Genomic DNA, 26366 nt, shown 5'->3' with positions numbered 1-26366 from the left:
CAGCGCCGACCCCAGAGCCCATTATGCTTGATGGTAAGGCCGCAGCCCCGGCATGGCCGGGTGTGGATGCTGGCTGCCGCTTCCTTCGGCGTGGGGCATGCTTCGCAGATCGGCGCGAATTGCTTCTGCGTCAGCGCGAGGCTATCTGCGCCAGAGCCGATCACGCTCCAGGCGATCTTCTCCACCACCATGAAGGTGGAGCTGGCCAACGGCTGGTGGCATCTGGTGCAGTGCCCGGCCCTGAGGAAATAGAAATCGGTCATGCGTTACGGATATCCGTCCCCCTCAACTTGTAACACCCGCATATCCGTCACGGCCGAACCTCTACACTGCTTTCACAGGACCGGTGCGCCTTCCACGCGCCAGCGTATTCCCGAACCAGCCCCTTATCCTTTAAGGCCATCCGGAGTTCATACAGGCGCTGTTTGCTGGAGATGCCCAGTTCTCGAGCGAGGTCATTCCAGGCCTCCACGCTGAGGCCCGCAGGCCCGGCGTCGGCGAGCAGGCGGAACATGACGCGCTGATTGGTGGACAGCCTTGGCTCGGCAGATCTCGGTGCTGATGGAGCGGAGACCTCCTCGCTCACGATGTTGACAGTGATCGGGTCGCCGTCCTCGTCCTCGCCGAAGTTGAAGATTTCGGACGTAAACGAAAACAGCGGTCCTTCCGGCGCATCGTTGGCTTTGGTTACGGTGGCGGTCTTGATCGTGTCGCCTCCGATCTCCACCATCATGTCAACGTCGCCGTAGATGGCGTTAGATCCTCTGGCGCCGCGGCTCTCGTCCTTGCCGGTGTGGCCGATGAGGGCAACATGCGGGCCTTCCAGCTGATCCTTGATGCGCTGGATGTTAGCGAACACGCGCCCTTGGTCCTTTGCGCTGTTCTCGTCTCCGCCGCCGGCAGCAACCAGCTTGGCGAAGGTGTCGAACACCAGGAGGCCGGCCATGTGAACGCCGCTTTCGAAGCTGTCGAAATACTTCTCAATGCGGCGCACGACCCCGACGATCAAAGGAACCGTTTCCGGGTTCATGCCGTCGATCATGCCGCTCACGACGACAACCGGAACAGGCTGGCTGCGCGGGACGCCTAGTAACTTCAAATGAGCCGACAGCCGCCGCTTAACCAGGTCGGCCCGCTCCAGGGCGAAATACACCACCCCTACGGCACATTTGTTTTTCTTCCCAAACCAATCCCGACCGAGCGCGAGATTGATCGAGGCCGATGCTAGCAGCGCAGACTTCATCCCTCCCGGAGGCGCAATCCAGGCGGACGTTTCATTCCAGGCGATGATGCCCTTGATGAAATGCGCCTTCTCAACCTCCTCGCTGATGACGTCCTCGAGCGGCGTGATGCTGAGCGGCCCTTTGCTGCCGCGGAGCAGATTGAGCCGATCGTTCCGACCGAGCTGCTTGGGTTTCTGCTCTGCCAGCAACGCCTCATATCTGGCCTCAAGGGCCGGCTTCGAGGGAGGCAACTGAATCTCGCCGAGGTCGTTTCCATGGCTGTCAAAGGCGCGCAAATCGTCCGGATTCATGCGCACCTCATCAATTCGGGATACACCAGATCAAGTGCCCCCATTTCCTCCAGCGCAGCATCGACTTCCGCCTGGCTCATCGTACCGTTCTTGAGGGCAAGACCGAGGACGGTACATTCGCTGGCGAGCCACTTCGCACGACCGATGAGGAATCGTAGACCGGCAAGCTGTAGCTGCTTGCGGATATCCGGATCGCTGACCATAAGGTGGTCGCGGGAGATCAAGCTCTCAGATTGAGACGTTGAAAATCGCTCGTGCCTCATCGTGCAGGTCTCCAGGCGACACGGCGCCGCTTGCGATCGACCACGAATGGCCGAAGCGGCTTACCGAACACGACAGCGGCGAGCTGATACGCAAACGCGCGCTCTGCCGCAGGATCTGCTTGAATTGGGGGGAGAGAGGCGATAAATTCCGAATAGATCGAAGCGCCAGCCAGATCAGATTTCGGAGCCCCGCACGCCGCCAGCGTTGCGGGGTTTCCTTTGAGCTGCTGCATCAGGCCGCGACCTCGCGGCTATCGGAGGTCGACTTGCGCTTGCCGGCCGCGAGCCAGGCATCGAGATCATCGAGGTCGTACCTCACAGCGCCATTGCGCTTGATGAAGATCGGGCCGCCACCAGTGCAGCGGAGCTTGTTGAGATAGCCTTCGCCGAATCCCGTATAGTTGGCGGCGCCTTTCACATCGACGGGAGGCCGATGCTCTTTCTTCGTGATGTCCATTTTGACCCTCGGTGATGCGACCGAAGGGAATCTAGACGCGGCACTAGATTAGATTGCCCCGGTAGCTGATTGTTACCGAGGCTCAACTTGCTCCAGGTGGTTGGCAACAAAAACGGACGAAATGCGAACCTATTTCGTGCCAACCGGCGCGCCGAATTTCTTCTTCACCTTGCCTATGCGACGGCGCAACCCACTCACACCATCGGAAGCTGACTGCCCCCGTGCGTAGAACTTGGATTTCTTGTCGTTCGCGAGCTTCATCGCGGCATGGGAATCTGAAAGGCCGGGCAGAGTTGACACCGCCGCAAATAGCTCCCTCTCGCGCTCTTCGGTCCATTCTGTGGGCTTCCCGCTGCGACGGCGCGGCGGCTCCCAAAAGAAGATATAGGCGAAATACTCGACCAGTGTCCGCCACGAGGCAGGGTCTTCAGGATCGAGGCTGAAATGCTCGAAGGCCTTCACCATTGCGTCATGCAAAGGCCCTTTGAAGTTTAGGACTTCTTCGCGGAGCCCACCGACCCCGTCAGGGAAATAGGCTTTCTCCAGAGGTTTTAAGGTGAGGACGGCAGCGGCCATTCGGCCTCGGAGATACTCTCCAGCCTGCTCACTCATGCCAATTTCGCGCGCCAGGGCGATCCCCGATTTTCGGGGGGCTGCCCTCTTCCCATTCCGCAGCACGATATGTGCCTTGACCTTCGGGTTTGTTGGACGACGGCGCGGCATCAGGCGGTCCTCTCGGATATTTGCACCACGTTATTCGCCGGCGGATTGAGGATCATATCCAGCATCGAAGCCAGCGCATCGAACGCCTTCCGCTTCTCGTCCAGGTATTCGTAGCGGTCGTAGGTCTCGCGCACGCCGCCAATGACGTGCCCCATGCAGCGCTCGGCGTGATCGGCATCGACCTTGGCGCGGCTCATGAGGCTGCGGCCGGTGCGGCGTAGGTCGTGAAGCTGCCACTGCTTCATTGGTGCCCTACCCTCCGCCTTCCGGATCTTGGCAATGATCCGGTCCAGATCCCTCTTGGCCTTGCTGAAGCCGCTGAAGGACTTCGCGCCGTCGAGCTCGCCGCCGCTGGTCGTCGTGGAGAACACGTACCAGGAGTTCTTTTTGCAGCCCGCCGGCTTCTCGCCGATCAGCTCTCGCAACGCGGGCGTGATTGGGATCACATGGTCGAGCTTGTTTTTGTACCGCGACCCGGGGATGGTCCACAGATCCCCCTCCAGCTCGTCAGTGTGCATCCGGGCTGATTCGTTGCGGCGGGTCATCGCGAGCAGCAGGGATTTCACATACCGCGGATAGCAGGCCGGCTGCTCGATCTGCTCCAGGGCCTTCCAAACGTCCCTGATCTCATCGTCCGCCAGGATGCGCTTGCGGGCTCGCTCCTTGGGCTTGGTCTTTGCCATGCCGCGGACGATCGGCGACTTGAATTCGTCGTCCTGGACCATCTGCCAGTTGAAAGCCTTCCGGACGTGCGCCAGGACGCGATCAGCCATGACCGGGCCGCTCTCGGCCTTGATCTCATTGAGCATGGTAGTGATGTCGCTGCGTTTCAGGTCGTATATCGACTTTTCCCCAATCCGCGGCCGGACATGGTTGGTGAAGGCTGCCTTGACCTGATCGCCGCTGCGAAGCCCTTCCACATGGTCCTTCTCGAAGGCGTCGAGCACAGCATTGACGGTATTTGCTGCCGCAAGCTTCTCCCGCTTGGCCTCGGCTCGGGCCTCCTCGAGGTCGCCCTGGGGGTCTTTCTTGTCGGCTACCTCGCCGGCTGCCTTCTTGGCGAGATCGCGGGCCTGATCAGCCGTGATGCTCCCATGCAACCCCAGACCAAGCCAGCGCTGCTTGCCGGTAGCCTTGTCCCGGTAGCGGTAGCCATAGGTCACAGCGCCGCTGTTGAGGCGTCGAGCCACGAAGCCCTTAACCTCCTTGTCCGCGAGCATTTGGCCCGCGGCCATCCGATCCACCTGGGTTTTGCTGATCTTGACCTGCATCGCCTCGCCCCTGTGCACACCAAATCATTACGTGGTCTATGTGCACACTCTATGCACACAGGCGCAGGTCAACGCAAGTCATTTCTCGGCATTAATTGACAAGAGTGGAAAAGCCTGAATCTATAGGGTCATCCGGGGATTTAGGGGGAAATGCAATGATAGCAGCAAGTTGGGTTGTGTGCACGAACGTGACTTTTAATCACGGGGTCCTGGGTTCGAGCCCCAGCGCGCTCACCAATTGAATCAAGCCGCCAGCATGTGTGCCTCGGGTCCATATCAGCTCGCCGTGCTCTCAGCCTCTTCTGAAGAGCCCGAGAGGGTGCGGTATGCCTGGTCCGCCTGCTCTTTCGTCAAGTTGGCTGCCCAATCGGTCTCAATTAACGCTGGACCCCGGCGCACTCGATCATAAACCATCCAACCAACACCTCCCATCCGAATGAGGAACCTGCTCGCTGGCGGTGCCCTTTCGCTCACTGTGGCCTCCTCTCGCTCGGCGATATGGGGGGCAGCAGCGTGAACCTGCAGCCCCTAGATCAACGCCATATCGTAGGTGGATTCAGGGCCTTGCGGCCCACCGTTCTCAATGCGTCGGTCGAAAGATGTCCCTGTGCCGCGGCCTCAAGGATCTTCGACGCAACATGCGTTCGGGCGCCGACTTCGCTGACGGGGATGTTTTCGCAGACTTCTTCAAGGACGGCTCTAAGGAGCGCAGTCGTTTCCGCACTGAACATGCACCAACCTCAAAATAAGAGACCGAGTTGCACACTGCTCGCGCGGAGTATGTTCGCTTGGCAGCGTTGGCAAAATGCATTCCAGTCTGGGCTCTGAAATCCCAGCCGGCAGACGCTGGCACACGTCCGTCAAGGTTTTGTGACAGAGCCCCCCAAGAGCGAGAACGGCAGATTCACAATTGTTGTGGCGGGAACCGAATGCGCCGGGAAGATTCGGCAAACCGGGGCTGGCGAATAGTTCACCTAAATCGTTTCACCCGGTTCATTTGACCGTGTCGCGGGCCGCAGCGATCAGTTCGCTGCGGCCTTCGTCATCGTGGCCCCGACGCATTGGCGGTGGCGCTTTACTTACCCTCGCCGTAGCTCGCGATCTCGCGGAGCGATAGCCGCACGGTGTGTATCGGCTCGAGCGCGAGCCCGACCACCTCCTGAGGCAGCGTAAGGGAGTTCTTCTCGATGTAGAGCCGCAGGTCGACCAACGCCTTTGGGTCGGTCGGGAGTAAGTTGACCGCGCCCTCAACCTCGTCCGTTCCAACAGCCTGATCCAAAAAGCCGCGAGACACCGCGCCGGAAAGGTGTAGGATTCAAGAAAATCAGGAGGGAGCGGCATGTTTGAAATCAAGGGCTTCGACACGGCAGGCGTCGTTAGCCTCAAGCGGCTGTCACTCGCGGCGGCCCTCAAGAAGGCCAGAGAGCTCGTCCAGGACGGGTGCTGGGACGTTCAGATCGTTGATCCAACCGGCCGCATCTACACCTCGTTTGAAGAGCAAGCCGCCTAAAGCGCGATGAGATTGGGATGAATCGTCATCGCGCTTTAGGTTGTTGTTTTAGGTTGTTGTTTGAGCATGATCTTTTCGGAAAACCGCTTCGCACTTTTCCGGGTCATGCTTTAGCCGCTCCGCCTTCGCCATCCAGAGATTAGTCCCCCATCGGATCGCCGGCGCGGGCTGGCGATGCAATCGATCGTTATCCCCCTCGGCCGACATTGGACGAGGCATTGTTCAGCCAGCGCTGCGTTGCTTCGTCGCTCCAGCCGGGAACTGCGAAGCGCGCCCGAGGATTCACGTCCGGACCAAAACGATCGACCGCGGGATCGCGCGGGTGATGTGCGCGGGAGCGATGCGCGGGCGCAGCGTTCGCAGCGGTGCACAGGACAATCAACAGGCCCATCAACAGCCCGTTGGCGAGGACAGAGCGCATCGTATCAGCTCCTATCGGGCTACCGCCGGGGCTGATGTGATGTGCCGCCGATCCCACCGCAACATGAGGCGGCATCACGGCTTGGCGATGGACATTGCACTTGATGCGGAGCGGTCTAGCGTTCGCCTTGATACGCCTTCAGCTCTCTGGAGCCGACGTTCGCAGATAGGAACGTTTCTACGCGTGGGGAATCTTACAGGCGCAAATCGATCCTGTGTTGCGCGTAGATCGAACGATGGAAAAAGCCCTGGCCTATGCCATCTCAGCGCTCCTCGTGGGCTTCGGTGCCTGGATACTGGTTGTTGGCCTTTCCTCCAGCTCGCCCGCCCTGTGGACCGTCGTGGCGCTGGTCCCAATCACGATCGGACTCGTGAGCGCTTTTGGCCCGACGTGACTTGATGGGGACAATCGGGGATGGGTCAGCGCGTCTGCATTTTCCGAATCGACGTTCTGTGGTCGCTCCACTGATGGGTCGCGTTCAGGGATGTAAGCGTGAGCCAGTTTCTATCGATGCTGCTGCTAGTTGCCGCCGTGGTTCTGACCGTCTGCTTCGGAGTGGCGGCCTGGCGCCTCTCTGACGAGAAGGAGCTCGAGGTCACCGGCCAAATCGCGCGTCAGACCTATGGATGGAAGGCGCCTCCGACCCGGTAACCCCTCGCGCTCGAGCTCCGCCGCCACCGGGCATCGTAGAGCCGTCAGCAGCTGAGGCGGCCTTACGGTCCAGCGTCTTTGCGCCGCTCCAGCATCGCCATCTCGACCTGTTGCGCGAGCACGGTCAGATGATTGGCCAGCCGATCGAATAGCTCGCGCTTGGCCTTGTCGGTCGCAAGATCACGGATCAGTGCGCACTCGGCCGCGTCCGTGCGCAATTTCTCCAGCTGAGCCTGATAGTCCTTCATGGCGCGCGCCCATCTGCCATCTTTTCCCGAATATTTCGACAGGGAGACAGCAGAGTCAATCCGACTCACGGAGGAAGACTTGGGAAGCCCTGACGCATCTCGACAGAGCCGCAAGACGCCCCGGCCGTGGGGCTTTTGGGGGGGTAAGGCCGGGGCCGCTGGAGGTGCTCGGCCTTAGGGGAAGGCCCAAGCAGCTGCGAGCTTACCCTGAGATCGAAGCGGCGCTCTGTTCGTTTCAGCACATTCGAGACGTGTTCCGGGCAGGAACACAGCACGACAGCAAATTGCCAGTTTTTCCCGAATCGATTCACATGCACGAATGCATTCGAGAAAATGGTGCGGCCTACTTGGCCCGTCGCGGCAAGTAAGTGGGAGGCTATCCGTGAGTGACAGAGCGCTGGCGCAGGGCAGATTTTTGGTTCGGACGGGAGGCATCGGCTGGATGGTCTACGATCGAGAGCGCAAGGGGCCGGCACTGATCGGAACGGACTGGGCAGCCAACTTGACCAGGGAACAAGCAGACGAAGCCTACCGGATACTCTCTGAAGCGGAGGAGAGCTGAAAGGTTGATCTCAGAAGCAACGCGCCAGCACGAACCGGCCGCCCCTGGTCAGGGGCGATGGCCAGCTTGATCGGGACATCGCGCCAAACGATCTGCCTTCAGCTCTCCGGAGCCGACGCCGCAGCCGGCACGCTCAGCGGAGCCCCGCCGACCGAAACAGGCCCAACAGGCCCGACTGGTCCGGAAGGTCCGGAAGGTCCGGAAGGTCCGACTGGCTTCGACTGCCGCACCAGCCGCTTGCGCATCGCCGCGGACATTCCATAGCGGGCATTCGCGCGTCGAATGGACGACGTGACGTCCGACATCATCGTGTTTTGCAGCGAGTCGACTTTCGCGATCAGCGTGGACAGCTGCGAAGATATCTTCCTCACATCGACCCGCTCGTCCGTGATGCTCTGGCGCAGGGACAGCAGCACCATCGAGTCCTGCTGGAGCAGAGCCGCATTCTGCTGCACAAGATCGTTGTTCGCCTGCAACGAAGCCGTGTGTTGCTGCTGGGCCGACTGAATGTCCTTCAACGCAGCGACGACCGGATCCGGTTTCGGTGCGGGAGCCTTCGGGCGCGGCAGCAGTTCGGCCAGACGACCGACATCCAGCGACGGCAGATCAGACGGCAGCGTGTAGATCGCCGCTGCGCCATTGATGGCCAGGGCACACACGGCCAGGACCAGCACCGATTTCCGGCTGGAAGGCCTGATCGGCAGTTCGGCTTCCGGGGCTAGGGGTTCAGGCGCTGCGGCGAGCGCGAGCGCTACGGGATCGAGTTGTTCGACAAGGCCTTGCGCTTCAGATGTCGTGGTCACGGGCATTGACCTCAAATGAGCGAGCAAAAGGAAGCCGACGCTGGAACGTCCTCGCGACGAGTCCTTTACGCAGCACCCACTTACACAACTGCCTAAAATTGTGGACTTTTTTGATTAATTCCACGTTAGCGGCGTAGCCGTCTGACGGGCCTCGCCACCCCGGCCGATTACGGGGTCCATGCGATGGAATGAAGCTGCGCCGACGATGCGCTGCCTGCGGCCCGGCGGCAGCTATAACGGATTTTCCGAATTTTGCCAGAATGCCACTGTTTTGCCCGACGTGTCAAACCGATCTTTCCGCCGGATTGCACAAGTCATTGTGCCGGCAGCACTTGCTACTGTGCATGGGGTTGTTTTCGCGTTTTGAGACGCCTACCCCTCGTCCAGCACCTCGAACAACTCCTCGACCCGCTCGAACGGCGCGTCCTGCATCTTGGCGTGATACACGACGCGATCGCCGTCGCGTTGCAGTGACTTCCCGCGCGACTTGCGCAGCCGCCCCGGCAGGAACGTTGCGGCGACCGCTCCAGGGCCGACGTCGAGGCGAACGATGCCCCTGCGCTTGCACTCGATCCTGAGCTTGGCCGCGGCGAAGAAATCGCGCGCGGCCTTCGGCAGCGAACCGAAGCGGCGGGAGGTTTCCTCCTCGAGGTCGTCGAGCTCGTCCTCGTTGCCGCATCGTGCGGCGCGCGCATAGAGCTCCAGCCGCACCGGCTCGGACTGCACATAGGTCTCGGGGCAGCATGTCTCCGACCGGAAGGTTCAGGTCGGGCACCCAGACCGCGGCGCGCTCCTCGTCGACCTTCTCCGAGGCCATTTTCAGGAGGTGGCTGTAGAGCACAGGCCCGAACACCTGGACATGGCCGGACTGCTGCTCGGAGAACAGGTCGCCGGCGCCGCGCAGGTCGAGATCCCGCTCGCTGATGGCAAAGCCCGCGCCGGGCCGGCTGAACTCCTCGAGCACGGCGAGCCGCTTCTCGGACTGCCCGGACGCCGTCTCGGTCAGGAGATGGGCGAAGGCGCGGATGCCGCTGCGGCCGACACGCCCGCGGAGTTGGTGCAGCTGGGCCAGACCGAATTTTTCGGGCCAGCACACCACGATGGTATTGGCGCGGGGAATGTCGAGGCCGCTCTCGACGATGTTGGTGGCGAGCAGGACGTCGGCTTCGCCCTCGACGAAGCTCATCATGCGGTCGTCGATCTCCTCGGCCGGCAATCTGCCGTGCAGACAGACGATGCGCAGGTCCGGCGCCACCGCCTGCACCCGCGCCAGCATGGGCTCGAGATCCTGGATGCGCGGGCAGATCAGGAAGCTCTGTCCATGGCGCCGCTGCTCGCGCAGCAGCGCGGAGGCAATGGCCGCATCCGACAGCGGCGCGATCCGTGTTGCGACCGGAAGCCGGTGCACCGGGGGCGAGGCGATCACGCTGAGGTCGCGGAAGCCGGCAAGGCCCGCGGCGAGCGTGCGCGGGATCGGCGTCGCACTCATCATCAGCACATGGACGTTCTTGGCGAGCGCGGCGAGCTTCGCCTTCTCGGCCGCGCCGAAATGCTGCTCCTCGTCGATGATGACGAGGCCGAGATCGTCGAACCTCACGTCCTTGCCGGTCAGCGCCTGCGTGCCGATCACGACCTTGATGCGGCCGCTGCGCAGGCCCTCCCGGGTCTCGCGCAGCTCCGCGCCCGAGGTTGCGCGCGACAGGTTGCCGACCTCGATGTCGAACGGAGCAAAGCGCTTCTGGAACGTTGCGGTGTGCTGCCGTGCCAGCACCGTCGTCGGCACCGCGATCGCCACCTGCTTGCCCGAGAGCACCACAGCGGCGGCCGCGCGCAGCGCCACCTCGGTCTTGCCGAACCCGACGTCGCCGCAGACCACGCGGTCCATCGGGTGACCTGAGGCGAGATCGTCCAGCACGTCGCGGATCGCGTTGGCCTGATCGACGGTCGTGAAGTAAGGGAAGCGCGCGACGAACTTCTCGTAAGCCGATCCCGGCGGAACCAGCTTCTCGCCGCGCCGCCGGCGGCGCTGGCTGATGTGCTTGGCAAGGGCCTTGCCGGCGATCTGGATTTCGCGCTCGGCTTCGGTGCGGCGGGCCCACCAGGTGCTGCCGTCCGCCTTGTCGAGCGCCAGCTTGCCGAGTTCGGTGGAATAAGGCCACATCAATGCCAGATCCGGCGGCGGCACCAGCACCGCATTGTCGCCGGCAAAGGACAGCCTGACCATCTCCCGCAGCGCGCCGCCGCCGGTGTTCACGGTCTGCAGGCCGTCGAGCACGGCAAGACCGCGCTGGAGATGCACGACCACGGTGCCCTGCTCCGGAGCGTCGGCATGATCGAACGCCGTGCTCCAGGCGCGCGCCATCGGCTGGGCATGATGCGCCCGGCTGCCGAGCACGTCGGAAGCGGTCACGACCACGAGCGGCTTTTTCCCGGGCACGATGAAGCCCGCATCGAGATCGGCCAGAAGCGAGGCCTCGCCGCCCCGCCCGCTTGCGGCCTCGTCCCAGTCGTCGCAGCGCTCCGTCTTGACGCCGCTCATCCGCTCCATCACGCGCAGATCGTCCTCCTGCGCCGCGACGAAGATCAGCCGCGAGCCAGCCCGCTGCACGTCCTCGACGAAGGCGCGCAGCACCTTCCGCGCGGACGTGACTTTGGAGAAGTCCGGCACGGTCTGAAGGGCGGCCGTCCGCGGCAGCACCTTCATGCCCTTCGAAAGCTGCTTCCAGTCGCGCTGTCCGAGATATTCGCGCTCCCGCTCCGCGCGCGGCGCGGCCTCCTCGATCGTGCTCAGCCAGCCGTCGGCATGCGTGGGCACGCCTGCATCGGCGATCCATTTGGCCCGTCCGCAATAGTCGAACAGGCTCGCGCGCTTGCCGCGTTTGCCGGCAAAGGCGAGCCGCTCCGACATGGGATCGACGAGCAGCTCTTTGGTCTCGAAGATGATCTCGTGCTCCTTCGGGTCGAACGCCACGATGCGGTCGATGGTGCGATCCGAATGCTCGATCCGGAACGGGCCGAGCGCGCCCGCAGGGAATATCTCGAACGTCTGGCCGTGAAACAGCGCCCCGCCCGGATAGTCCGGTTCGTCGTCGAGATCATATCCGAGCGACTGAAGGCGCGCCTCGAGCTCGGGCTCGGAAAACGCGCCGCCCACCTTCAGGCTCACGCTGAGGCGCGACAGGCTCGCAGGCGGCGGCAGGCGCTCCATCACGGCTTCCGCCGTCGCAATGAGAAATACCGGATTCCTGGATTTGGTGAGGCGCCTCAGCACGGAGGCTCTGCGCCCTGCGAGCTCGTGGGACGGCTCCAGCTGATCGAACGGCAAGGTGTTCAGACGCGGAAACACCAGGACCTCGCAGGCCGGGTCGAGCGCGTGAATGATGCTGCCGAGCCGCTCCGCCCTGGTCTCGCTCTCGGCGAGAAAGACGATGCCGCTCTGCCCGGACTGCTTCCATTGTGCAAGCAGATGCAGCGCCAGCAAACCGAGAGGCGACGAGGACGAGATCGTGGCGCGCTTCGATCCTTTGCTCTTCTTGGGCGATGTCTTGGTCACCCGCGCTTTTTTGGCAAGCCTCACTTGAACCCGTCTCTGGTCGTCAACTGAACGCGCGCGGTCCGCATGTCGATTCGGCGGCGCGCCGCCCTGCATATGGGATTTGTCCTGCGAACGCACGCCTCCTGGCAACGTTCGGGCCGCCGTCGCGCTGCTAAATATTTAGCTGTTGACCAAGCCCAGCCGGGAACTTGCCTCTTGCTCAGAGTGCGATCGAAGGCGCGCATGGCAAGCACGAAAAACCCCAGCGCTTGGAGCCACGCTGGGGCGTTTCGTTCAAAATGAATTGGTCAAGTAATGAAGCACTCATAGTAGCGATTTCGCCCCGCGCTTGTGAACTGGTTCACATTTGGCGCGGCAAAGCAAACGACCCCAGTGCAGGGGGCTACTGAGGTCGCCAACCTTGTGGGAAGGTTTTCTCACGGCCCGGGGGCTTGGGGGGCTTGGGGATGGGCCGGGAGCCCGGAGTCTACGTTTTGCGCGCACAGTCGTTCCAATGCCGGTGTGCGGGAAGTTCGCCGGGCTTGGGCCAGCCCATGTTGGCGGAACGGGGTACCGCACCGTGCCGGTTTGAGCGTTCGCGCGCCGCGCGCTAGGATCGCGCTTTTCAAGGAGGCTCATTTGAAACAGCTCATTGTCGTTGCGGCCATTGCACTGTCTTTTGCGGCGCCTGCGCGGACGCAGCCGCTGGTCGATCCCAACAAGGTTGCTCCCGAATACCGCGAAGCCGCCGAGAAGCGCCGCGCCGAACAGTTGCGACAGCGCGAATGCGCCATCAAGGCGGATCTCGAGAAGGTGCTGCCGAGGGATCGCACCGCCTATCTCAATCATTGCCTGGACATGATGGCGGCCAAGCAATAGCGGCCGATGATGTCGTGCGCGCCCGCAGGTGGCGGGCTTTCGCGGCGCAAGCACATGCCGCGCCGCGAGGGCGACGCGCGCGATGAGTCCTGGAGCGCGTTCAAACTTTCTTCAGACATTTGGGATGAGCTGATGATCCATTTCCATCAGTCATTGTTGTCCGCGCATGAGTTCGGTCCAGATTCAGTGCACGCGGTGCAAGAGCGTGTTCCGCGATCGCGCCGGGCGGTTGCAGGACGGCTATTCCAGGCAATGTCCGAGCTGCGAGGTGGTGCTGTTCTTTGCCGAGGATTCCCAGCACCCGTTCATCAAGCGTGCGATGCGGAGCGCGCGCCAGGTCCGCAAGGAGCTGCGCGAGGCCGAAGCGGCGAGGCTCCTCGCGCCAGAGACGCAAGCGGCGCCGCCACGCTCGTTCGAAGGCCGCAAACGGTCGGCCGGCAGATCGGATTAGAAGCCGCCTTGGCGCAGGCGATTTGTCGCAGCCGCACAGCGCAGCAACGACGCTACTGGCGTGACCGCTTCCTCGGAAACAGGCGATCGCGGATGTAGCGGGAGGTCGCGGTCAGGCGGATGCCGCGCGGCTTCTGCCAGGCGGCGCGATCGATCTCGTTCTTGTCGCCGATCGCAAGCCGGCCCTTGGCGTTCTTGGCGATGAAGATCGCGTCGCTCATCTTGCGGCCGGACCGCTTGTTCCTGGCCGTCACTTCCTTCCAGAGGCTGATCCTGCCGAGCTTGAGCTTGGGCAGCTCCTCCTTGATCTCCCGCCGGAGGCAGTCCTTGTCGGACTCGCGCGCACGCTTGCGGCCGCCCGGGAACATCCACAGGCCGTCCGATCGCCGCCTGACCAACAAAACCTTGCCGCGCTTGGCGGCGACCAGCTTGGAAGACTTCGCCATTACTTTCGTAGACTATTGCAGGCTCACAACCAGAATCTCGCCTATCGTAACTTGTCTAGCTCGATAGACAAGTTCGGCGGGGACATTGATCACAGCCTTGGCGGGACGCTCAGCCCTCGCCCGCCTCCGCCCGGTCCTCGGTCCTGATCCAGGCCATCATCATCTCCCAGGCGACCGACAGGATGATCGGACCGATGAACAGGCCGACGATGCCGTGGGCAAGCGTGCCGCCGATCACGCCGACGAAGATCACGATGGTCGGCGTGGTCAGCCCGCGCCCCATGACGAGCGGCTTCAGCATGGTGTCGATGAAGCCGACCAGGACGAGAAACACGGTGAGCAGCAGCGCCGTGGTGACGTCCTTGGCGGTCCAGATCCAGATGATGACCGGCAGCAGCACGAGGAAGGCGCCGATCTGCACGATCGAGAGCAGCAGCACGATGAAGGCGAGCAGGCCAGCGCTCGGCACCGCTGCGAGCTTGAAGCCGATGCCGGCGAGCAGCGCCTGCACGATCGCGACGCCGATCACACCCTGTGCCACGGCGCGGATGGTCGCGCCCGCGAGCTCGAGGAAATGCTCGCTCTGCTCGGGCACGATGCGAAACAGGAAGCCGCGGCCTGCCGCGACCAGCCGCGGCCCATGCGGAAACAGGAAGCCCGCCACGAACACCGAGACCAGAAACTGCAGCGTGCCGACGCCGGCATCGCCGGCGAGCGACAACAGCGGTCCCGCCAGCGGCTGGAGATACGGCGCCACCTCGCGCAGCACTGCGCGGATGTTGTTATAGGCCTGCTCCCAGAGGTCATAGAGCCACGGGCCAACCAGCGGCCAGGATTTGAGCTGCTCCGGCGCCGACTGGAGCGCGAGATCGCCGGTGCCGAGCTGGCGCGCCAGCTCGCGCACGCCATCCACCGCGCTGATGCCGAGCCAGGTCGCCGGTCCAATGACGATGCCGAGCGTGATCAAGGTGAGGATCGCAGCCGCGGTCTTGGGCCGGCCGCCCAGGACTTTGGCGACCCAGCTGAACGCCGGATAGAACGCGACCGCGAGCACGCCGCTCCAGGCCAGGATCGGCACGAACGGGCGAATGATCAGGAAGGTCCAGATGATCAGCAGGCCGAGCAGGACGACCCTGATCAGGAGCTGGATGATGTCCTCTCCCGTCAGGAGCTGACGGAGACTTTTCACGGGCACGACCTTCCTTGCTGCATGAACGCGGGGTTCCGAGATTTGCGCAACCTTGGCGTTATTGCGAGCCGCGCCACCGGCGTCAAGACAACCGGCCTGTCCCGCGCCCCGGCGATTAGGAACGCATCGGGCCCATCCGCATTCCGGATTGATGGCGCCCCCTCCCAGACAGCCCGATGCACACGCGGGAATCCACCGCGGCGTCCACTATTCGCTGAGACGGAACGGCGCGCCCGGCTATTGGCGCTACGCTTACGCCATTGGCGAGAAGGTCCATTCCGGCCGGGTGCAAGGCAGGCTGGCGCTGCTCGCCATCAGGCGCGTGCAGATGCGCATCGATCGGGAGATGCGGAATGGTCAGACCAACGACTGAGCTTGCGGCGGCATCGGCGCAGCGCGGCTTGGCTAACGCTCGTTAACCGGATTTCCCCGGCCCGGTTTACGCCGCTGCAAATGCCCGTGGCTACCGTGGGATCGAGGTCCCAAGAAACATTCCGTGCAAATGGCCAACAGCATCTGGACGATCGAAGAATTCACCTGTGCGGGTTGCAGCATGAACTACACTGCGACACGCGAGGAGCACGCCGAAGCGCACTCCGGCAGCTTCAAATGCAGCATCTGCAGCGGCGTTGTGCACAGCTGGTCCGGCAAGCATCACTTCTTCGGCTGGCAAGCCGTGAAGACCAAGCCCCCCGTGTTCGGACGGCGCTGGGCCGGCGTTGCGTGATAGCTGCCGGCGATGGTCTCGTAGCCCGCTCCTCCTGCCGCGAAAGCTCCACACTCCCTCATAACGGCCTGCGCGAACTGCGGCTTCTGCTACTCTGCGGCACGGGTTAGATTCCCCTTCCCGCAACTGAAGCCGATCCGCAATGACCGCTCCCTTCGTTCCCCAGATCGCCCTCTACCGCAACTGGCTCGCCACGCAGCGCGGCCTCACCTTCGCGAGCTATGAGGAGATGCGGCAGTGGTCGGTGCGCGATCTCGATGCGTTCTGGCGCAGCATCTGGGACTATTACGACCTGCAATCGCCGAGCCCGTTCCAGGCCGTGATCGCCGAACGCAAGATGCCAGGCGCGGTCTGGTTTCCCGGCGCGCAGGTCAACTACGCGCGGCAGGTGTTCCGGCATGTCGAGGCGGCCAACGCCGCCGGCCTGCCCGCGATCGTCAGCAGTGGCGAGGACGGCAACCTCACAGAAACGAGCTGGCTAGAGCTGCGGCGCAAGGCGGCTGCGCTCGCGCTGCATCTGAAGGAAAAAGGCATCAAGCCGGGTGATCGCGTCGCGGCCTACCTTCCCAACATCCCCGAGACCATCATCGCGTTTCTCGCCAGCGCGAGCATCGGCGCGGTCTGGAGTGTCTGCGCGCCCGACATGGCCGCGCCCGCCGTCATCGACCGATTCAAGCAGATCGAGCCGAAGGTGCTGATCGCCTGCGATGCCGTCACCTATGCCGGGCGGCGGCACGACCGACGCGATGTGGTGGCCGAGCTGCGGCGATCGCTGCCGACCGTCGAGCACGTGATCCTGCACAGCGAGGCCGCTGCTGGTGCCGCTGACGCCCTGCTGTCCGATATTCTCGCAAGGACGGGCGCGGCGGTCGAAGCGTTCGAGCCGATGTGGCTGCCGTTCGATCATCCGCTCTGGATCGTCTACTCCAGCGGCACCACCGGCCTGCCGAAACCGATCGTGCACGGTCATGGCGGCATCGTCATCGTGGTGCTGGCGCTGCTCGGCCTGCACAACGACGTCGGCTGCTCCTACCACGAGAATTCTTTCGGCGAGCGCTATCACTGGTACTCTTCGACCGGCTGGATCATGTGGAACAGTCAGGTTGGCGGCCTGCTCAGCGGCACCACCTGCTGCATTTTCGACGGCAGCCCTGGCGGGACCAAGGACAAGCCGGACTGGGCCACGCTGTGGCGCTTCGTGGCGCAGTCGAAAGCGACCTTCTTCGGCGCTGGCGCTGCGTTCTTCGCCAATTGCGCCAAGGCCGAGATCGATCTTGCCGCCGCCGGCGATCTGTTGCGGCTGCGCTGCCTCGGCTCGACCGGCTCGCCGCTGAGCGCCGATACGCAGGCCTGGTTCAACGACCGCTTCGCGGCGCTGGCGAAGATCAACGGCAGCAAGGCACAGGCCGACATCTGGTGGGCCAACATCTCCGGCGGCACCGATTTCGCCGGCGCCTTCATCGGCGGCAACCGCGAATTGCCGCAGACGCCGGGCGCGATGCAGTGCCGCCTGCTGGGCGCTGCGGTCGAAGCCTTCAGCGAACAGGGCCACGCCGTCACGGATGAGGTCGGCGAGCTCGTCTGCACCGAGCCGATGCCGTCGATGCCGCTCTATTTCTGGAACGACAAGGACGGTGCGCGCTATCGCTCCAGCTATTTCGAGACCTATCCGGACAATTTCGACGACAGTGGCCGCGGGCCGGTGTGGCGGCACGGCGACTGGCTCAAGGTCAATCCGGACGGCTCCTGCATCATCTACGGCCGCAGCGATGCGACGATCAACCGACACGGCTTGCGCATGGGCACCAGCGAGCTCTACTCCGCGATCGAGGCGCTGCCCGAAGTGCTCGATAGCCTCGTCGTCGACCTCGAATATCTCGGCCGCGACAGCTACATGCCGCTGTTCGTCGTGCTGCGCGAAGGAACAGCGTTCGACAGCGCGATGCAGGCCAAGATCAACAAGGCAATCGAAGCCAGTCTTTCCCGGCGCTTCCTTCCGAACGAGATCTTTGCCGTCGCCGAGATCCCGCGCACGCTCTCCGGCAAGAAGCAGGAGCTGCCGATCAAGAAGCTGCTGCTCGGCCAGCCCGTCGAGAAAGTCATCAACAAGGAGGCGATGGCCAATCCCGCCTGCCTCGACTGGTATCTGGAACTCGCGCGCAAATATCTCGCGCGGACCATGGCATAAGCCGCCTGAAGCGCGATGAGATCAGGATAAATCGTCATCGCGCTTGAGCTTGTAGTCGACGCATGATCGTTTCGGAAACCGCTGCGCAATTTTCCGGATCATGCTTTAACCGCCGCCGAAGTTGGACGGATCCAAATTCCTGTTCTCCGATGGCGGGATCGGCGGATAGCCGGGAAACTTGTACCAGCCTGGCGGCACGGGCGCGTCCTCGGCCGGACGAACCACGACATGATGGCGCGGGTAGGCGTGACGGACCGGCGCGGCAACAGCCGGCGCGCCGGTTGCGATCACGAGAATCAGGACCAGGACAGAGCGCATTGAACCGTGCTCCAGACGTCCACCCGCAATGTCATGTAGTGCGGACCACGCTGCACCCCACGCCTCCGTGGCTCACGATCGGTCACATCGACGGCATCGACCGTGCCGCCGGTCCGAAAGATCCGCCCAATTGCGCCGACTGCATTTGGAGTCCGTTCACCGATCGCCGCTAGATCAGGATGAACTCTCCGCAACCAGTGTTTGCCATGGCCGACCTCAACGCCGTCCTCACCAGGCTCAACGACCGCCTGCTCCGCCTCGAGGGCGAGCTGTTCGTGCTGCGCTCGCTGGCGCGCGCGACGCTGACGGCGGGCGACGACCACGCCGCGCGCATGCGCAAGCTGGTCGAGGCCGCCAAGGTCGCGCTCGACGACGAGGCGAAACGCGAGCTCGACAAGCCGACGCGCAAATATGTCGATGCAGCCACCGCATTGGTGGAGGAATTGCTGGTCGAGCCGACCCCGGCACGGCCGCTGTTCACCGTCATCGACGGCGGCCGGCGCGACTAATTCGTCAGAATGGCTGGCGGCCGCCCGATGTGGCGGAATCCCCGGCCTTCAGCCGGCTGAGACCCGCCTCGATGACGGCGATCTCCTCGTCGATCTTTTCGATCGGCCGGCTGAAATCGTAGCCCGACCTACTCTTCAGATCGACCGCAAGCCGCTGCCTGTGCATCATGAGTTCGTCGAGCCCACGGCGGTTCTTCAGCCGCACATAGGCGTCCACGATCTGCTCAATTGCGCTCGGCATGAAATCGGTCCCGGCAAAAATGCCCGCGCGGCGCACCCACGCCGGCGGGACATTCTTGGTGTCGCGGTACGCAATACAAATCCGCGACGGATTCGTCGATACGACAGCCAGGTTGAAAACGTGTTACCGTCGTGTGATTTCGTGATGCACGGCATGAAAAAGCCGCTGGCGATAACGCCAGCGGCTTAAGCCGGGTTCGAAAAGGGCTTCGGATTGAAATGCAGCCAGCCCCGGTGGACGCTAGTCTAGCGGCACACTGGATGGCCTTCTGTCTGAAAAGAAACACAGGAACCGGCGCATCCGCATTTGCCGTCCGATCGTGGCCGCGCGGCAACGCTTAATCGACCACGCAAAAATACTTGCGCGGCCATTTGCGATAGGCGCTGTAGCGGTAATACGGCCGGTAGGCGTAGCCGCGATAGATCGCCGGCGGCTCCTCGCCGTAATAGGCGCCGTGGTAGAAATTATAGGGCACCCCTTCGGCGCAACGATAGACGTCCCAAGTCGGACCGATGAACGGCGCGACCCCGATTTCGGGCGGTATCGCCGGGTATGGCCCACCGGCCTGCACCGGAGCCGCCACGATCAGTGCGGCGAGAACAACAAACCACGCGCTTCGCATTCGCTCGCTCCTGGCCCTCGAAAGTGCGCCCATCGAAACGCGCCAATGGAAACACCGGCGCGGACGGCCGCGCAATCGCCGAGTTCGGCGCAGCCCCCGGCCGACGCATTGTTGATAACCGGCCGTAACGCCTCGTGGGTGGTGACAGGATGCTCCAGCGTGTTATCGGGAGTGTGACGCAGTTGCGAGAGAGATCGGACACCCATGCGCATTACCCTTGTCGGCTCCCGCCATTTCGGCGTGACCACCCTGAACATGCTCCGGGAGCACGGCGTTGGGGTCGTCCGGGTCGTGGTAGCCGACGCCGAGGACCGCCTCGCCGCAGCCGCCAAGGCGGCCGGGATCGAGGTGGCGGTGCAGGCCAATCCGAAGCTGGTGGTCGCCTCCGAGATCGCCCCCGACACCGACCTGATCATCACCGCGCACAGCCATGCCCGGATCGGCAAGGACGCCCTCGCTGCGTCGAAGCTGGGCGGAATCGGCTATCACCCCTCGCTGCTGCCGCGACATCGCGGCAAGGCCGCGGTGGAATGGACCATCAAGGAGGGCGATCCGGTCGCCGGCGGCACGATCTATCATCTCGCCGACCGCATGGACGCCGGCGCCATCGCCGCCCAGGACTGGTGCTTCGTGAAAAAGGGCGAGACCGCCCGCGAGCTCTGGGAGCGCGCCCTCGCCCCCCTGGGCCTCAAGCTGCTGGCCGACGTGATCGACTATGCCAAGGTCCACAAGGCGCTGCCGGCGAAAGTCCAGGACGAGCAGTTCGCGACCTCGGCACCAAGCCTTTCCTAAATCCCCGCCCCTGAGTCTCTCGCCTCACGTTTACAATTAACGTGAGGTCGCATTGATTTTGCTTCGAAAATTGGAGCCGGAAACGCAAATAAACTATTGTTTCCACAGGAACAATTTTCGCTTTGGCATTGCAACAAATTTCCGTCACATTTCGTCCGAATAAGCGTCAGCATCTCAGACATGTTCAAGGACGGAATTCATGCGTTTTGGTCGCATCGCGGCGTTCTGTGCCGCTTCAGTTGTCGCCGGCACCCTCGCCGCTCCCGCTTTCGCCCAGAGCCCCTATGACGGCAACTGGCATGTCACCATCGTGACCAAGACCGGCTCCTGCGAGCCCACCGCAAGCTCCATGCTCACCGTTGCCGACGGCAAGATCACTGCGCCCGGCGCTAACGTTTCCGGCACCATCGGCAGTGGGGGACTTGTGAAAGTTTCGATCAATGGTGCATATGCCAACGGTCAACTCAACGGCAACGCCGGATCGGGGAAGTGGAATGGAGCATCTGCAGGCATACCGTGCAGCGGGCGGTGGGAAGCATCGCGCCAATAAACCTATCGAGGCTCGCGCCCGAAACCGGCGGCTGCTGATCGCGGCCGCCGTTTTGTTTGCGGCAGGGCTGGCCAATTCTGAAGGCAAGGCCCAGTCCAGCCCGTTTGCTTCGCTGGCGGGGACGTGGAGCGGTGGTGGCACCGTCACGCTGGACGACGGCTCGACCGAGCGGATCCGCTGCCGGGCCAAATACGCCCCGATCGGCCCCACCATGGAGATGTCGCTGACCTGCGCCAGCGACGCCTACAAGTTCAACCTCGGCGCCAACGTGAGGGCTGAAGGCGGCGCCATCGCCGGCAGCTGGTCCGAGGCCAGCCGCAACATCTCGGGATCGCTGCAGGGCCGTGGCGCCGGCGGCAATTACGAGCTGGTCGCCTCCACCGCCGGCTTCAACGCCAACATCTCGCTCAAGACGAGTGGCAACAAGCAGAACGTCGCGATGCGCGCCGACAGCCAGTTCCGCGGCGCCAACATCTCGCTGTCGAAGTAAGACAATCAGTGACACGACAATCGACCCGGCGTCGGCGCCGGGTCGATTTTTTTATGCGACAGGCACGAACGCGGTGACCTCGATCTCGACCTTGGCGCGCTCGTCGACGAGACCTCCGATATAGAGCAGCGTCGAGGGCGGGAAATTGCGCCCGAGCGTTTCCTTCCAGGCCGCGCCGATGCCGGCGCCAGCAGCCTCATATTCGCTGCGGCTGGTCAGGTACCAGGTCAAGCGGACGATGTGCTCAGGACCGGCGCCGGCCTCACCCAAAAGCTTGATGATCCGCTTCAGCGCGGTCGCAACCTGCGCCGCCATGTCAGACGCGTAGTTGCCGGCCTCGTCGCCGCCGGTTTGCCCGGCAAGCACTACCCAGCGGCCCGGCCCCTCCACCTCAACGCCATGAGAAAAGCCGCGCGGTTTTTTCCATTCGGCCGGCTGCAAGATACGCATGAGCGATATTCTCCCGGTTTTTGTCGTTGTTCACCCAAGCCTTAGCACGCCATCCTGCATCGCTGCATCCGCAGATTTGGGCGTTGCAAACGGTGCCGATGTCGCCGATACCGGCCGTCCCCTCACGTTCGATCTCCCACGCCGCCGATGACCCCGACACCGTCCAAAACGATGGCTGCACTCTGGATGGCCGGCTGGCTGGCACTGATGCTGGTCATGGCGGTGGCCGGGCGCGAGACCACGCGCGAGCTCAACGTCTTCCAGATCATGGAAGTGCGCTCGGTGATCGGGTTCACGCTGCTGCTGCCGATCATCTACCGCAGCGGTGGCTTCAAGGCGGTCGCGACCAAACGCCTGCCTCAGCACCTCGCCCGCAACGGGGTTCATTATTTCGCACAGCTCGGCTGGTTCTATGCCCTGACGCTGATCGGAATCGGCCAGGTGGTGGCGATCGAATTCACCATGCCGATCTGGACCGCGCTGTTGGCTGCAACCTTCCTGTCCGAGCGCATGACCGTCTGGAAGATCGCCGCGGTCGTGCTCGGTGTCGTCGGCGTCGTCATGATCGTGCGTCCCGCCACCGGCGAGATCAATCCGGGTCAGCTGATCGCACTCGGCGCCGCCATCGGCTTCAGCATCTCCATGATCCTGGCGAAATCGCTGACCCGGACCGAGAGCGCATTGTCGATCCTGTTCTGGATGATCATGGTGCAGATGGTCGTGGGCCTGCTGCCGACGCTCTATGTCTGGACCTGGCCGTCGACTTATCTCTGGGGCTGGCTCTTCATCATCGGAGTCTGCGGCACATTCTCGCACTACTGCCTCGCCAGCGCGCTCCGCTACGCTGACGCCACGATCGTGGTTCCCATGGACTTCCTGCGGGTTCCGCTGACCGCGACCGCCGGCTGGCTACTGTATTCCGAACGGCTCGATAGCTGGACCGTGCTCGGCGCTGCACTGATCCTCTCCGGCAATCTGTTGAATTTGAAGCCGGCTTCGCCGGTTCCCGCCCGCGCGCAGTGAACCCTGCGCCGCCTCGCGCGACAAAACAGAGTGGTCGAGCGTGATTTGGATCACGTTGGAGAGCCCCTCCAACGTGCACATTCGGCCACACAGCAGCGGGTTCAACGAGACGTCCTGCCGTTTTGGTGGCGCGGAGTCGGGCACTTCGTGTAGCTTCGTTGTCAATTTGTTGCTGCCTGCAATTCGATTCTGGGGATTTCAGATGCGCTTTCTCACCCTCCTCGCCTCGTTGATGTGCGTGGCGTTGTCGGTCAGTGCCGCGAAAGCCGACCGCCGCGTCGCCTTCGTCGTCGGCAACGGCTCCTACAAGAACGTCGCGCAATTGCCGAACCCGCCGATCGACGCCAAGGCGATGGCATCGACGCTGCGCAACGTCGGCTTCGAGGTGATCGAAGGATCGAACCTCAGCCGCGACCAGATGACCGAGAAGCTGCTCGATTTCGGCCGCAAGGCGCAGGGCTCCGACATCGCGCTGTTCTATTATGCCGGCCACGGCATCGCCGTCGGCGGCACCAACTATCTCTTGCCCGTCGACGCCGACATCAAGTCGGAGATGGACGTCAAGCTTGGCGCCGCCATCAACATCGACCTGACGCTCGAGCAGACCATGGGCGATGCCAAGGTCAAGCTCGTGTTCCTCGATGCCTGCCGCGACAATCCGTTCGCCGCCAAGATCAAGTCGAACTCGGCGACCCGCAGCGTCAACGTGCAGAGCGGCCTTGCCGAGATGAAGTCCGGTGAAGGCACGCTGATCGCGTTCGCCACCGGCCCCGGCCAGACCGCGCTCGACGGCCAGGAAGGCAACAACAGCCCGTTCACCCGCGCGCTGATCGACAACATCACCAAGCCCGGCGTCGAGATCCAGCAGGCGATGACGTCGGTGCGCGCCCAGGTCAACGAAGAGACCCACAAGGGCCAGCTGCCCTGGGGCCACACCAATCTGATCGGCGCGGTCTATCTCAACCAGGCTCCGACCACCCAGGTTGCCAACGCGGCCCCCACCGCTGCCGGCGTCGTACCGGCGGCGAGCGGCAGCAATGACGGCGTCGAGCTCGAATACTGGCGCTCGGTCAAGGAGAGCAACAAGCCGGAAGAGCTCAACGCCTATCTCGCGGCCTATCCGAACGGCCAGTTCAAGGCGCTCGCGCTGGCGCGGATCGCCGCGATCAAGAGCGGCCCGTCGACCACGACCCGCACCCTCAATGCTGGCGTCGATCCCGCTGCCTTTACCGATGAGGCCTCTCAGCTCACCGAGGACCAGATCGGCCTCGACAAGAACCAGCGCCGCGACGTGCAGCGCCGCCTCACCGGGCTCGGCTTCGACACCAAGCAGACCGGCGTGTTCAGTGAGGAGACCCGGTCCGTCATCAAGCGCTGGCAGGCCGCGCGCGGCTATCCTTCGTCGGGCTATCTCAACAAGCCCCAGCATAAGGCCCTGCTCGCCGAGGTCGTGGCCGCGCCGCCGACCGCGAGCGATAACAGCCAGAAAGCGGCCCGCCGTGCTAGCGCCCCCGCAGGCAGCAGCGCCGCCGGCTCCGGCTCCCCAGCGCAGCAGCCCCGGTGATGCGGCCGGCGCAGCCTTCGTCGGCGGGGTCGTCGGCGGCATGATGGGCGGCATGTTCCGCCGCTGAGGCAGGCCAGTTCGCGAAACACAAAAGCCCGGCTCGCGCCGGGCTTTTTTCTTTTGGTCGCTCCTCATCCTGAGGAGCGCTCCGCAGGAGCGCGCGTCTCGAAGGATGAAAGGCCCGGCCGGCAGCAGCGGGGCCTTTCATGGTTCGAGACGGCGCTGACGCGCCTCCTCACCATGAGGAGTTGAGACTTACTTCCCCGCCGCCTTGCGCAGCGCCTCGTTGATGCGATCCTGCCAGCCGGGGCCGCCTTCCTGGAAGAACTCCAGCACGTCCTGGTCGATGCGCAGCGTCACCTGCTCCTTGATGCCGGGGACGGCGGTCTGCTTCGGCGGCGCCGCGGCGACCTTGGCCGTCACCTTCTTGAACGCCGCCTCGGCCTCGGTCCTGGCATCGCCGAGCGTGCGTGGCCGCCTCGGTGGTTGATCCGCCATGTTCTAGATTCCCTCAAACAGAGCCGTCGAAAGATAACGTTCGGAGAAGGACGGCACCACCGCCAGGATGGTTTTTCCCGCAGCTTCCGGCCGCTTGCCGATCTCGAACGCTGCCGCGATCGCCGCGCCCGAGGAGATGCCGCCGGGAATGCCCTCATGCCGCGCCAGCGCGCGCGAGGTCTCGATCGCGGTGGTCGAGTTGATCTTCACGATCTCGTCGATCACCGAGCGGTCGAGAATGTCAGGCACGAAACCCGCGCCGATGCCCTGAATCTTGTGCGGCGTGTGCTGGCCGCCCGACAGCACCGGGCTCTCCTCCGGCTCGACGGCAACGACGCGCAACGACGGCTTGCGGGGCTTGAGCACCTGGCCGACGCCAGTGATGGTGCCGCCGGTGCCGACGCCGGCAACGAAGAAATCGATATTGCCTGCGGTGTCGTTCCAGATCTCCTCCGCCGTGGTGCGGCGATGCACCTCGGGATTGGCGAGGTTCTTGAATTGCTGCGGCATCACCGAGTTCGGCGTTGTCTTCAAGAGCTCCTCGGCGGTCGCAATCGCGCCCTTCATGCCTTGCGCGGCCGGCGTCAGCACCAGCTCAGCACCGAGGAACGCCAGCATCTTGCGCCGCTCGATCGACATCGATTCCGGCATCACCAGCTTCAGCCGATAGCCGCGCGAAGCGGCGACGAAAGCGAGCGCGATGCCGGTGTTGCCGGAGGTCGGCTCGATCAGCACGGTATCGGGCTTGACGATCCCCGCCTTCTCCATCGCGATGATCATGGCCGCACCGATGCGATCCTTCACGCTCGCGGCAGGGTTGAAATATTCAAGTTTTGCCAAAATGGTCGCGTTCACGCCGTGCATGCCCGGCAGCCGGCGCAAGCGCACGATCGGCGTGTCGCCAAAGGCCTCGACGATCGAAGAATAGATCCGGCCGCGGCCGGGTTGGTGCGCTGCACCCGTGTTTGCGGCCTTTTCGGACGATGCGTCCATGATGAACTCCCTGTGGCGATATTCGCGCTTCTTTCACAGCTCTTGCGCAGTTACGGACAGCTTGCGACGGCACGCAAGCGACAATGCGGCACATGTTAAATACGCTGCATCGCAAAATTGCGTGAGCAGTAATTATCAGAAAACCAACGCATTTGTGTTGCGACCTCGTCAACTGATTCTGCTTATGTTAGACTTAGGTCTCAAGCAGGGAAGCAGGGAGGTCACCACGATGTCAGCAGTTGCTGAAGTGTTGTCGGCCGTCGCGTATCATCGCGATCCGCGTTGTAGCGAGTTGCCCACCTGTCCAGTCTGCGCTGACTCCATGGTCGCCGCCGAAGCATCTGCCTACGTCTCGGACCAGATGATCTCGTATCTCTGGACCTGCGACAATTGCGGCTACGGCTTCGTGACCAAGCACGCCGTCAAGCAACGGATCGTCTGCAATTGACGTTGCGCCGT

34 protein-coding genes and 1 pseudogene are annotated in these 26366 nt (G+C 63.3%); 16 read left to right on the top strand and 19 right to left on the bottom strand.

Going from position 1 to position 26366, the window contains the following annotated elements; translation table 11 throughout:
* Positions 1-66 precede the first annotated feature (66 nt).
* Complete coding sequence (locus tag FOM02_RS11845; RefSeq protein WP_265441786.1) at positions 67-252, top strand: hypothetical protein; 186 nt, start codon at positions 67-69, stop codon at positions 250-252.
* 58 nt (positions 253-310) lie between these two features.
* Here FOM02_RS11845 and FOM02_RS11840 read toward each other — a convergent pair whose 3' ends face one another.
* The 7 genes from FOM02_RS11840 to FOM02_RS11810 all read right to left on the bottom strand — a co-directional run bounded on the left by FOM02_RS11840 (position 311) and on the right by FOM02_RS11810 (position 5527).
* Positions 311-1534: an AAA family ATPase gene (locus FOM02_RS11840; RefSeq protein WP_265441785.1), complete on the bottom strand. Its 1224-nt coding sequence runs from the start codon at positions 1532-1534 to the stop codon at positions 311-313.
* Positions 1531-1797: a hypothetical protein gene (locus tag FOM02_RS11835; protein ID WP_265441784.1), complete on the bottom strand. Its 267-nt coding sequence runs from the start codon at positions 1795-1797 to the stop codon at positions 1531-1533. The genes FOM02_RS11840 and FOM02_RS11835 overlap by 4 nt, the downstream gene beginning before the upstream one ends.
* A 232-nt stretch (positions 1798-2029) precedes the next feature.
* Positions 2030-2254 carry a helix-turn-helix transcriptional regulator gene (locus FOM02_RS11830; RefSeq protein ID WP_265441783.1) on the bottom strand — a complete coding sequence of 75 codons (225 nt, stop codon included), beginning with the start codon at positions 2252-2254 and terminating at the stop codon, positions 2030-2032.
* 129 nt (positions 2255-2383) lie between these two features.
* Complete coding sequence (locus FOM02_RS11825; RefSeq protein WP_265441782.1) at positions 2384-2977, bottom strand: hypothetical protein; 594 nt, start codon at positions 2975-2977, stop codon at positions 2384-2386.
* Positions 2977-4248, bottom strand: coding sequence for a tyrosine-type recombinase/integrase (locus FOM02_RS11820; protein WP_265441781.1), 1272 nt, complete (start codon positions 4246-4248; stop codon positions 2977-2979). Before FOM02_RS11820 ends, FOM02_RS11825 begins: the two co-directional genes overlap by 1 nt.
* 533 nt (positions 4249-4781) lie before the next feature.
* Positions 4782-4979, bottom strand: coding sequence for a hypothetical protein (locus tag FOM02_RS11815; RefSeq protein WP_035729724.1), 198 nt, complete (start codon positions 4977-4979; stop codon positions 4782-4784).
* Between the two features lie 344 nt (positions 4980-5323).
* On the bottom strand, positions 5324-5527 hold the full coding sequence (locus tag FOM02_RS11810) for a hypothetical protein (RefSeq protein WP_141263048.1): 204 nt from the start codon (positions 5525-5527) through the stop codon (positions 5324-5326).
* Between the two features lie 60 nt (positions 5528-5587).
* On the opposite strand from FOM02_RS11810, the gene FOM02_RS11805 reads away from it, so the two are divergent.
* On the top strand, positions 5588-5758 hold the full coding sequence (locus tag FOM02_RS11805; protein ID WP_167336501.1) for a hypothetical protein: 171 nt from the start codon (positions 5588-5590) through the stop codon (positions 5756-5758).
* A 187-nt stretch (positions 5759-5945) separates the two neighbouring features.
* Here the strand turns inward: FOM02_RS11805 and FOM02_RS11800 are convergent, their stop codons facing one another.
* Positions 5946-6179 (bottom strand): hypothetical protein, encoded by a 234-nt coding sequence (locus FOM02_RS11800; protein ID WP_027559245.1) that lies wholly within the window; start codon positions 6177-6179, stop codon positions 5946-5948.
* A 235-nt stretch (positions 6180-6414) separates the two neighbouring features.
* Between FOM02_RS11800 and FOM02_RS11795 the strand changes: the two genes are divergently transcribed.
* Entirely contained in the window at positions 6415-6573 is a 159-nt protein-coding gene (locus FOM02_RS11795) for a hypothetical protein (RefSeq protein WP_167336500.1), read from the top strand.
* A gap of 98 nt (positions 6574-6671) precedes the next feature.
* Positions 6672-6830, top strand: coding sequence for a hypothetical protein (locus tag FOM02_RS11790; protein ID WP_156950857.1), 159 nt, complete (start codon positions 6672-6674; stop codon positions 6828-6830).
* A 62-nt stretch (positions 6831-6892) separates the two neighbouring features.
* Here the strand turns inward: FOM02_RS11790 and FOM02_RS11785 are convergent, their stop codons facing one another.
* The 3 genes and pseudogenes from FOM02_RS11785 to FOM02_RS11775 all read right to left on the bottom strand — a co-directional run bounded on the left by FOM02_RS11785 (position 6893) and on the right by FOM02_RS11775 (position 11924).
* A complete protein-coding gene (locus FOM02_RS11785) occupies positions 6893-7078 on the bottom strand; it encodes a hypothetical protein (protein ID WP_027559246.1) in 186 nt (61 codons plus the stop codon).
* A 660-nt stretch (positions 7079-7738) separates the two neighbouring features.
* Entirely contained in the window at positions 7739-8449 is a 711-nt protein-coding gene (locus FOM02_RS11780) for a hypothetical protein (RefSeq protein WP_027559247.1), read from the bottom strand.
* 366 nt (positions 8450-8815) lie between these two features.
* Positions 8816-11924, bottom strand: a pseudogene (locus tag FOM02_RS11775) (DEAD/DEAH box helicase).
* A gap of 693 nt (positions 11925-12617) precedes the next feature.
* Here FOM02_RS11775 and FOM02_RS11770 point away from each other — a divergent pair.
* Both FOM02_RS11770 and FOM02_RS11765 read left to right on the top strand, forming a co-directional pair.
* Complete coding sequence (locus FOM02_RS11770) at positions 12618-12857, top strand: hypothetical protein (RefSeq protein WP_027559249.1); 240 nt, start codon at positions 12618-12620, stop codon at positions 12855-12857.
* A gap of 166 nt (positions 12858-13023) precedes the next feature.
* Positions 13024-13308 carry a hypothetical protein gene (locus FOM02_RS11765; RefSeq protein ID WP_027559250.1) on the top strand — a complete coding sequence of 95 codons (285 nt, stop codon included), beginning with the start codon at positions 13024-13026 and terminating at the stop codon, positions 13306-13308.
* 52 nt (positions 13309-13360) lie between these two features.
* Here FOM02_RS11765 and FOM02_RS11760 read toward each other — a convergent pair whose 3' ends face one another.
* Together FOM02_RS11760 and FOM02_RS11755 are read right to left on the bottom strand one after the other, a co-directional pair.
* The gene (locus FOM02_RS11760) at positions 13361-13753 is read right to left on the bottom strand and encodes an NUDIX hydrolase (protein WP_027559251.1); all 393 of its coding nucleotides are present in this window, start codon (positions 13751-13753) and stop codon (positions 13361-13363) included.
* Positions 13754-13862: 109 nt separating this feature from the next.
* Complete coding sequence (locus FOM02_RS11755; protein WP_027559252.1) at positions 13863-14948, bottom strand: AI-2E family transporter; 1086 nt, start codon at positions 14946-14948, stop codon at positions 13863-13865.
* Between the two features lie 145 nt (positions 14949-15093).
* Between FOM02_RS11755 and FOM02_RS11750 the strand changes: the two genes are divergently transcribed.
* The 3 genes from FOM02_RS11750 to FOM02_RS11740 all read left to right on the top strand — a co-directional run bounded on the left by FOM02_RS11750 (position 15094) and on the right by FOM02_RS11740 (position 17857).
* Positions 15094-15315, top strand: a complete 222-nt coding sequence (locus tag FOM02_RS11750) for a hypothetical protein (RefSeq protein WP_027559253.1) — start codon at positions 15094-15096, stop codon at positions 15313-15315.
* Between the two features lie 129 nt (positions 15316-15444).
* A complete protein-coding gene (locus FOM02_RS11745) occupies positions 15445-15669 on the top strand; it encodes a hypothetical protein (protein WP_027559254.1) in 225 nt (74 codons plus the stop codon).
* 142 nt (positions 15670-15811) lie between these two features.
* Positions 15812-17857: an acetoacetate--CoA ligase gene (locus tag FOM02_RS11740; protein ID WP_027559255.1), complete on the top strand. Its 2046-nt coding sequence runs from the start codon at positions 15812-15814 to the stop codon at positions 17855-17857.
* Between the two features lie 105 nt (positions 17858-17962).
* Here FOM02_RS11740 and FOM02_RS11735 read toward each other — a convergent pair whose 3' ends face one another.
* A complete protein-coding gene (locus FOM02_RS11735) occupies positions 17963-18175 on the bottom strand; it encodes a hypothetical protein (RefSeq protein ID WP_027559256.1) in 213 nt (70 codons plus the stop codon).
* 206 nt (positions 18176-18381) lie between these two features.
* On the opposite strand from FOM02_RS11735, the gene FOM02_RS11730 reads away from it, so the two are divergent.
* The gene (locus tag FOM02_RS11730; protein ID WP_011087444.1) at positions 18382-18684 is read left to right on the top strand and encodes a hypothetical protein; all 303 of its coding nucleotides are present in this window, start codon (positions 18382-18384) and stop codon (positions 18682-18684) included.
* A 4-nt stretch (positions 18685-18688) separates the two neighbouring features.
* Here the strand turns inward: FOM02_RS11730 and FOM02_RS11725 are convergent, their stop codons facing one another.
* Entirely contained in the window at positions 18689-18925 is a 237-nt protein-coding gene (locus FOM02_RS11725; RefSeq protein WP_027559257.1) for a hypothetical protein, read from the bottom strand.
* Positions 18926-19262: 337 nt separating this feature from the next.
* Positions 19263-19547, bottom strand: a complete 285-nt coding sequence (locus tag FOM02_RS11720) for a hypothetical protein (RefSeq protein ID WP_027559258.1) — start codon at positions 19545-19547, stop codon at positions 19263-19265.
* Positions 19548-19751: 204 nt separating this feature from the next.
* Between FOM02_RS11720 and FOM02_RS11715 the strand changes: the two genes are divergently transcribed.
* The 3 genes from FOM02_RS11715 to FOM02_RS11705 all read left to right on the top strand — a co-directional run bounded on the left by FOM02_RS11715 (position 19752) and on the right by FOM02_RS11705 (position 21379).
* The gene (locus tag FOM02_RS11715) at positions 19752-20339 is read left to right on the top strand and encodes a formyltransferase family protein (RefSeq protein WP_027559259.1); all 588 of its coding nucleotides are present in this window, start codon (positions 19752-19754) and stop codon (positions 20337-20339) included.
* A 199-nt stretch (positions 20340-20538) separates the two neighbouring features.
* On the top strand, positions 20539-20889 hold the full coding sequence (locus FOM02_RS11710) for a hypothetical protein (RefSeq protein ID WP_084334320.1): 351 nt from the start codon (positions 20539-20541) through the stop codon (positions 20887-20889).
* Positions 20834-21379 carry a hypothetical protein gene (locus tag FOM02_RS11705; protein ID WP_027559260.1) on the top strand — a complete coding sequence of 182 codons (546 nt, stop codon included), beginning with the start codon at positions 20834-20836 and terminating at the stop codon, positions 21377-21379. Before FOM02_RS11710 ends, FOM02_RS11705 begins: the two co-directional genes overlap by 56 nt.
* Positions 21380-21430: 51 nt before the next feature.
* Here the strand turns inward: FOM02_RS11705 and FOM02_RS11700 are convergent, their stop codons facing one another.
* Entirely contained in the window at positions 21431-21829 is a 399-nt protein-coding gene (locus tag FOM02_RS11700) for a RidA family protein (RefSeq protein ID WP_027559261.1), read from the bottom strand.
* Between the two features lie 147 nt (positions 21830-21976).
* Here FOM02_RS11700 and FOM02_RS11695 point away from each other — a divergent pair, with 147 nt between their 5' ends.
* Complete coding sequence (locus FOM02_RS11695; RefSeq protein ID WP_027559262.1) at positions 21977-22852, top strand: DMT family transporter; 876 nt, start codon at positions 21977-21979, stop codon at positions 22850-22852.
* 202 nt (positions 22853-23054) lie between these two features.
* Positions 23055-24416 (top strand): caspase family protein, encoded by a 1362-nt coding sequence (locus tag FOM02_RS11690; RefSeq protein WP_265441779.1) that lies wholly within the window; start codon positions 23055-23057, stop codon positions 24414-24416.
* Positions 24417-24671: 255 nt separating this feature from the next.
* Here the strand turns inward: FOM02_RS11690 and FOM02_RS11685 are convergent, their stop codons facing one another.
* Positions 24672-24914, bottom strand: a complete 243-nt coding sequence (locus FOM02_RS11685; RefSeq protein WP_027559264.1) for a BrnA antitoxin family protein — start codon at positions 24912-24914, stop codon at positions 24672-24674.
* A gap of 3 nt (positions 24915-24917) precedes the next feature.
* The gene (gene cysK / locus FOM02_RS11680; protein ID WP_027559265.1) at positions 24918-25907 is read right to left on the bottom strand and encodes a cysteine synthase A; all 990 of its coding nucleotides are present in this window, start codon (positions 25905-25907) and stop codon (positions 24918-24920) included.
* A 229-nt stretch (positions 25908-26136) separates the two neighbouring features.
* Between cysK and FOM02_RS11675 the strand changes: the two genes are divergently transcribed.
* Positions 26137-26355 (top strand): hypothetical protein, encoded by a 219-nt coding sequence (locus FOM02_RS11675; protein ID WP_027559266.1) that lies wholly within the window; start codon positions 26137-26139, stop codon positions 26353-26355.
* Positions 26356-26366 lie beyond the last annotated feature (11 nt).

The organism is Bradyrhizobium sp. SEMIA (genome assembly GCF_014844175.1).
GTDB lineage: Bacteria > Pseudomonadota > Alphaproteobacteria > Rhizobiales > Xanthobacteraceae > Bradyrhizobium > Bradyrhizobium arachidis.
Note: the sequence above shows the minus strand (reverse complement) of the source record. Positions and strands in the feature narration are given on the sequence as shown.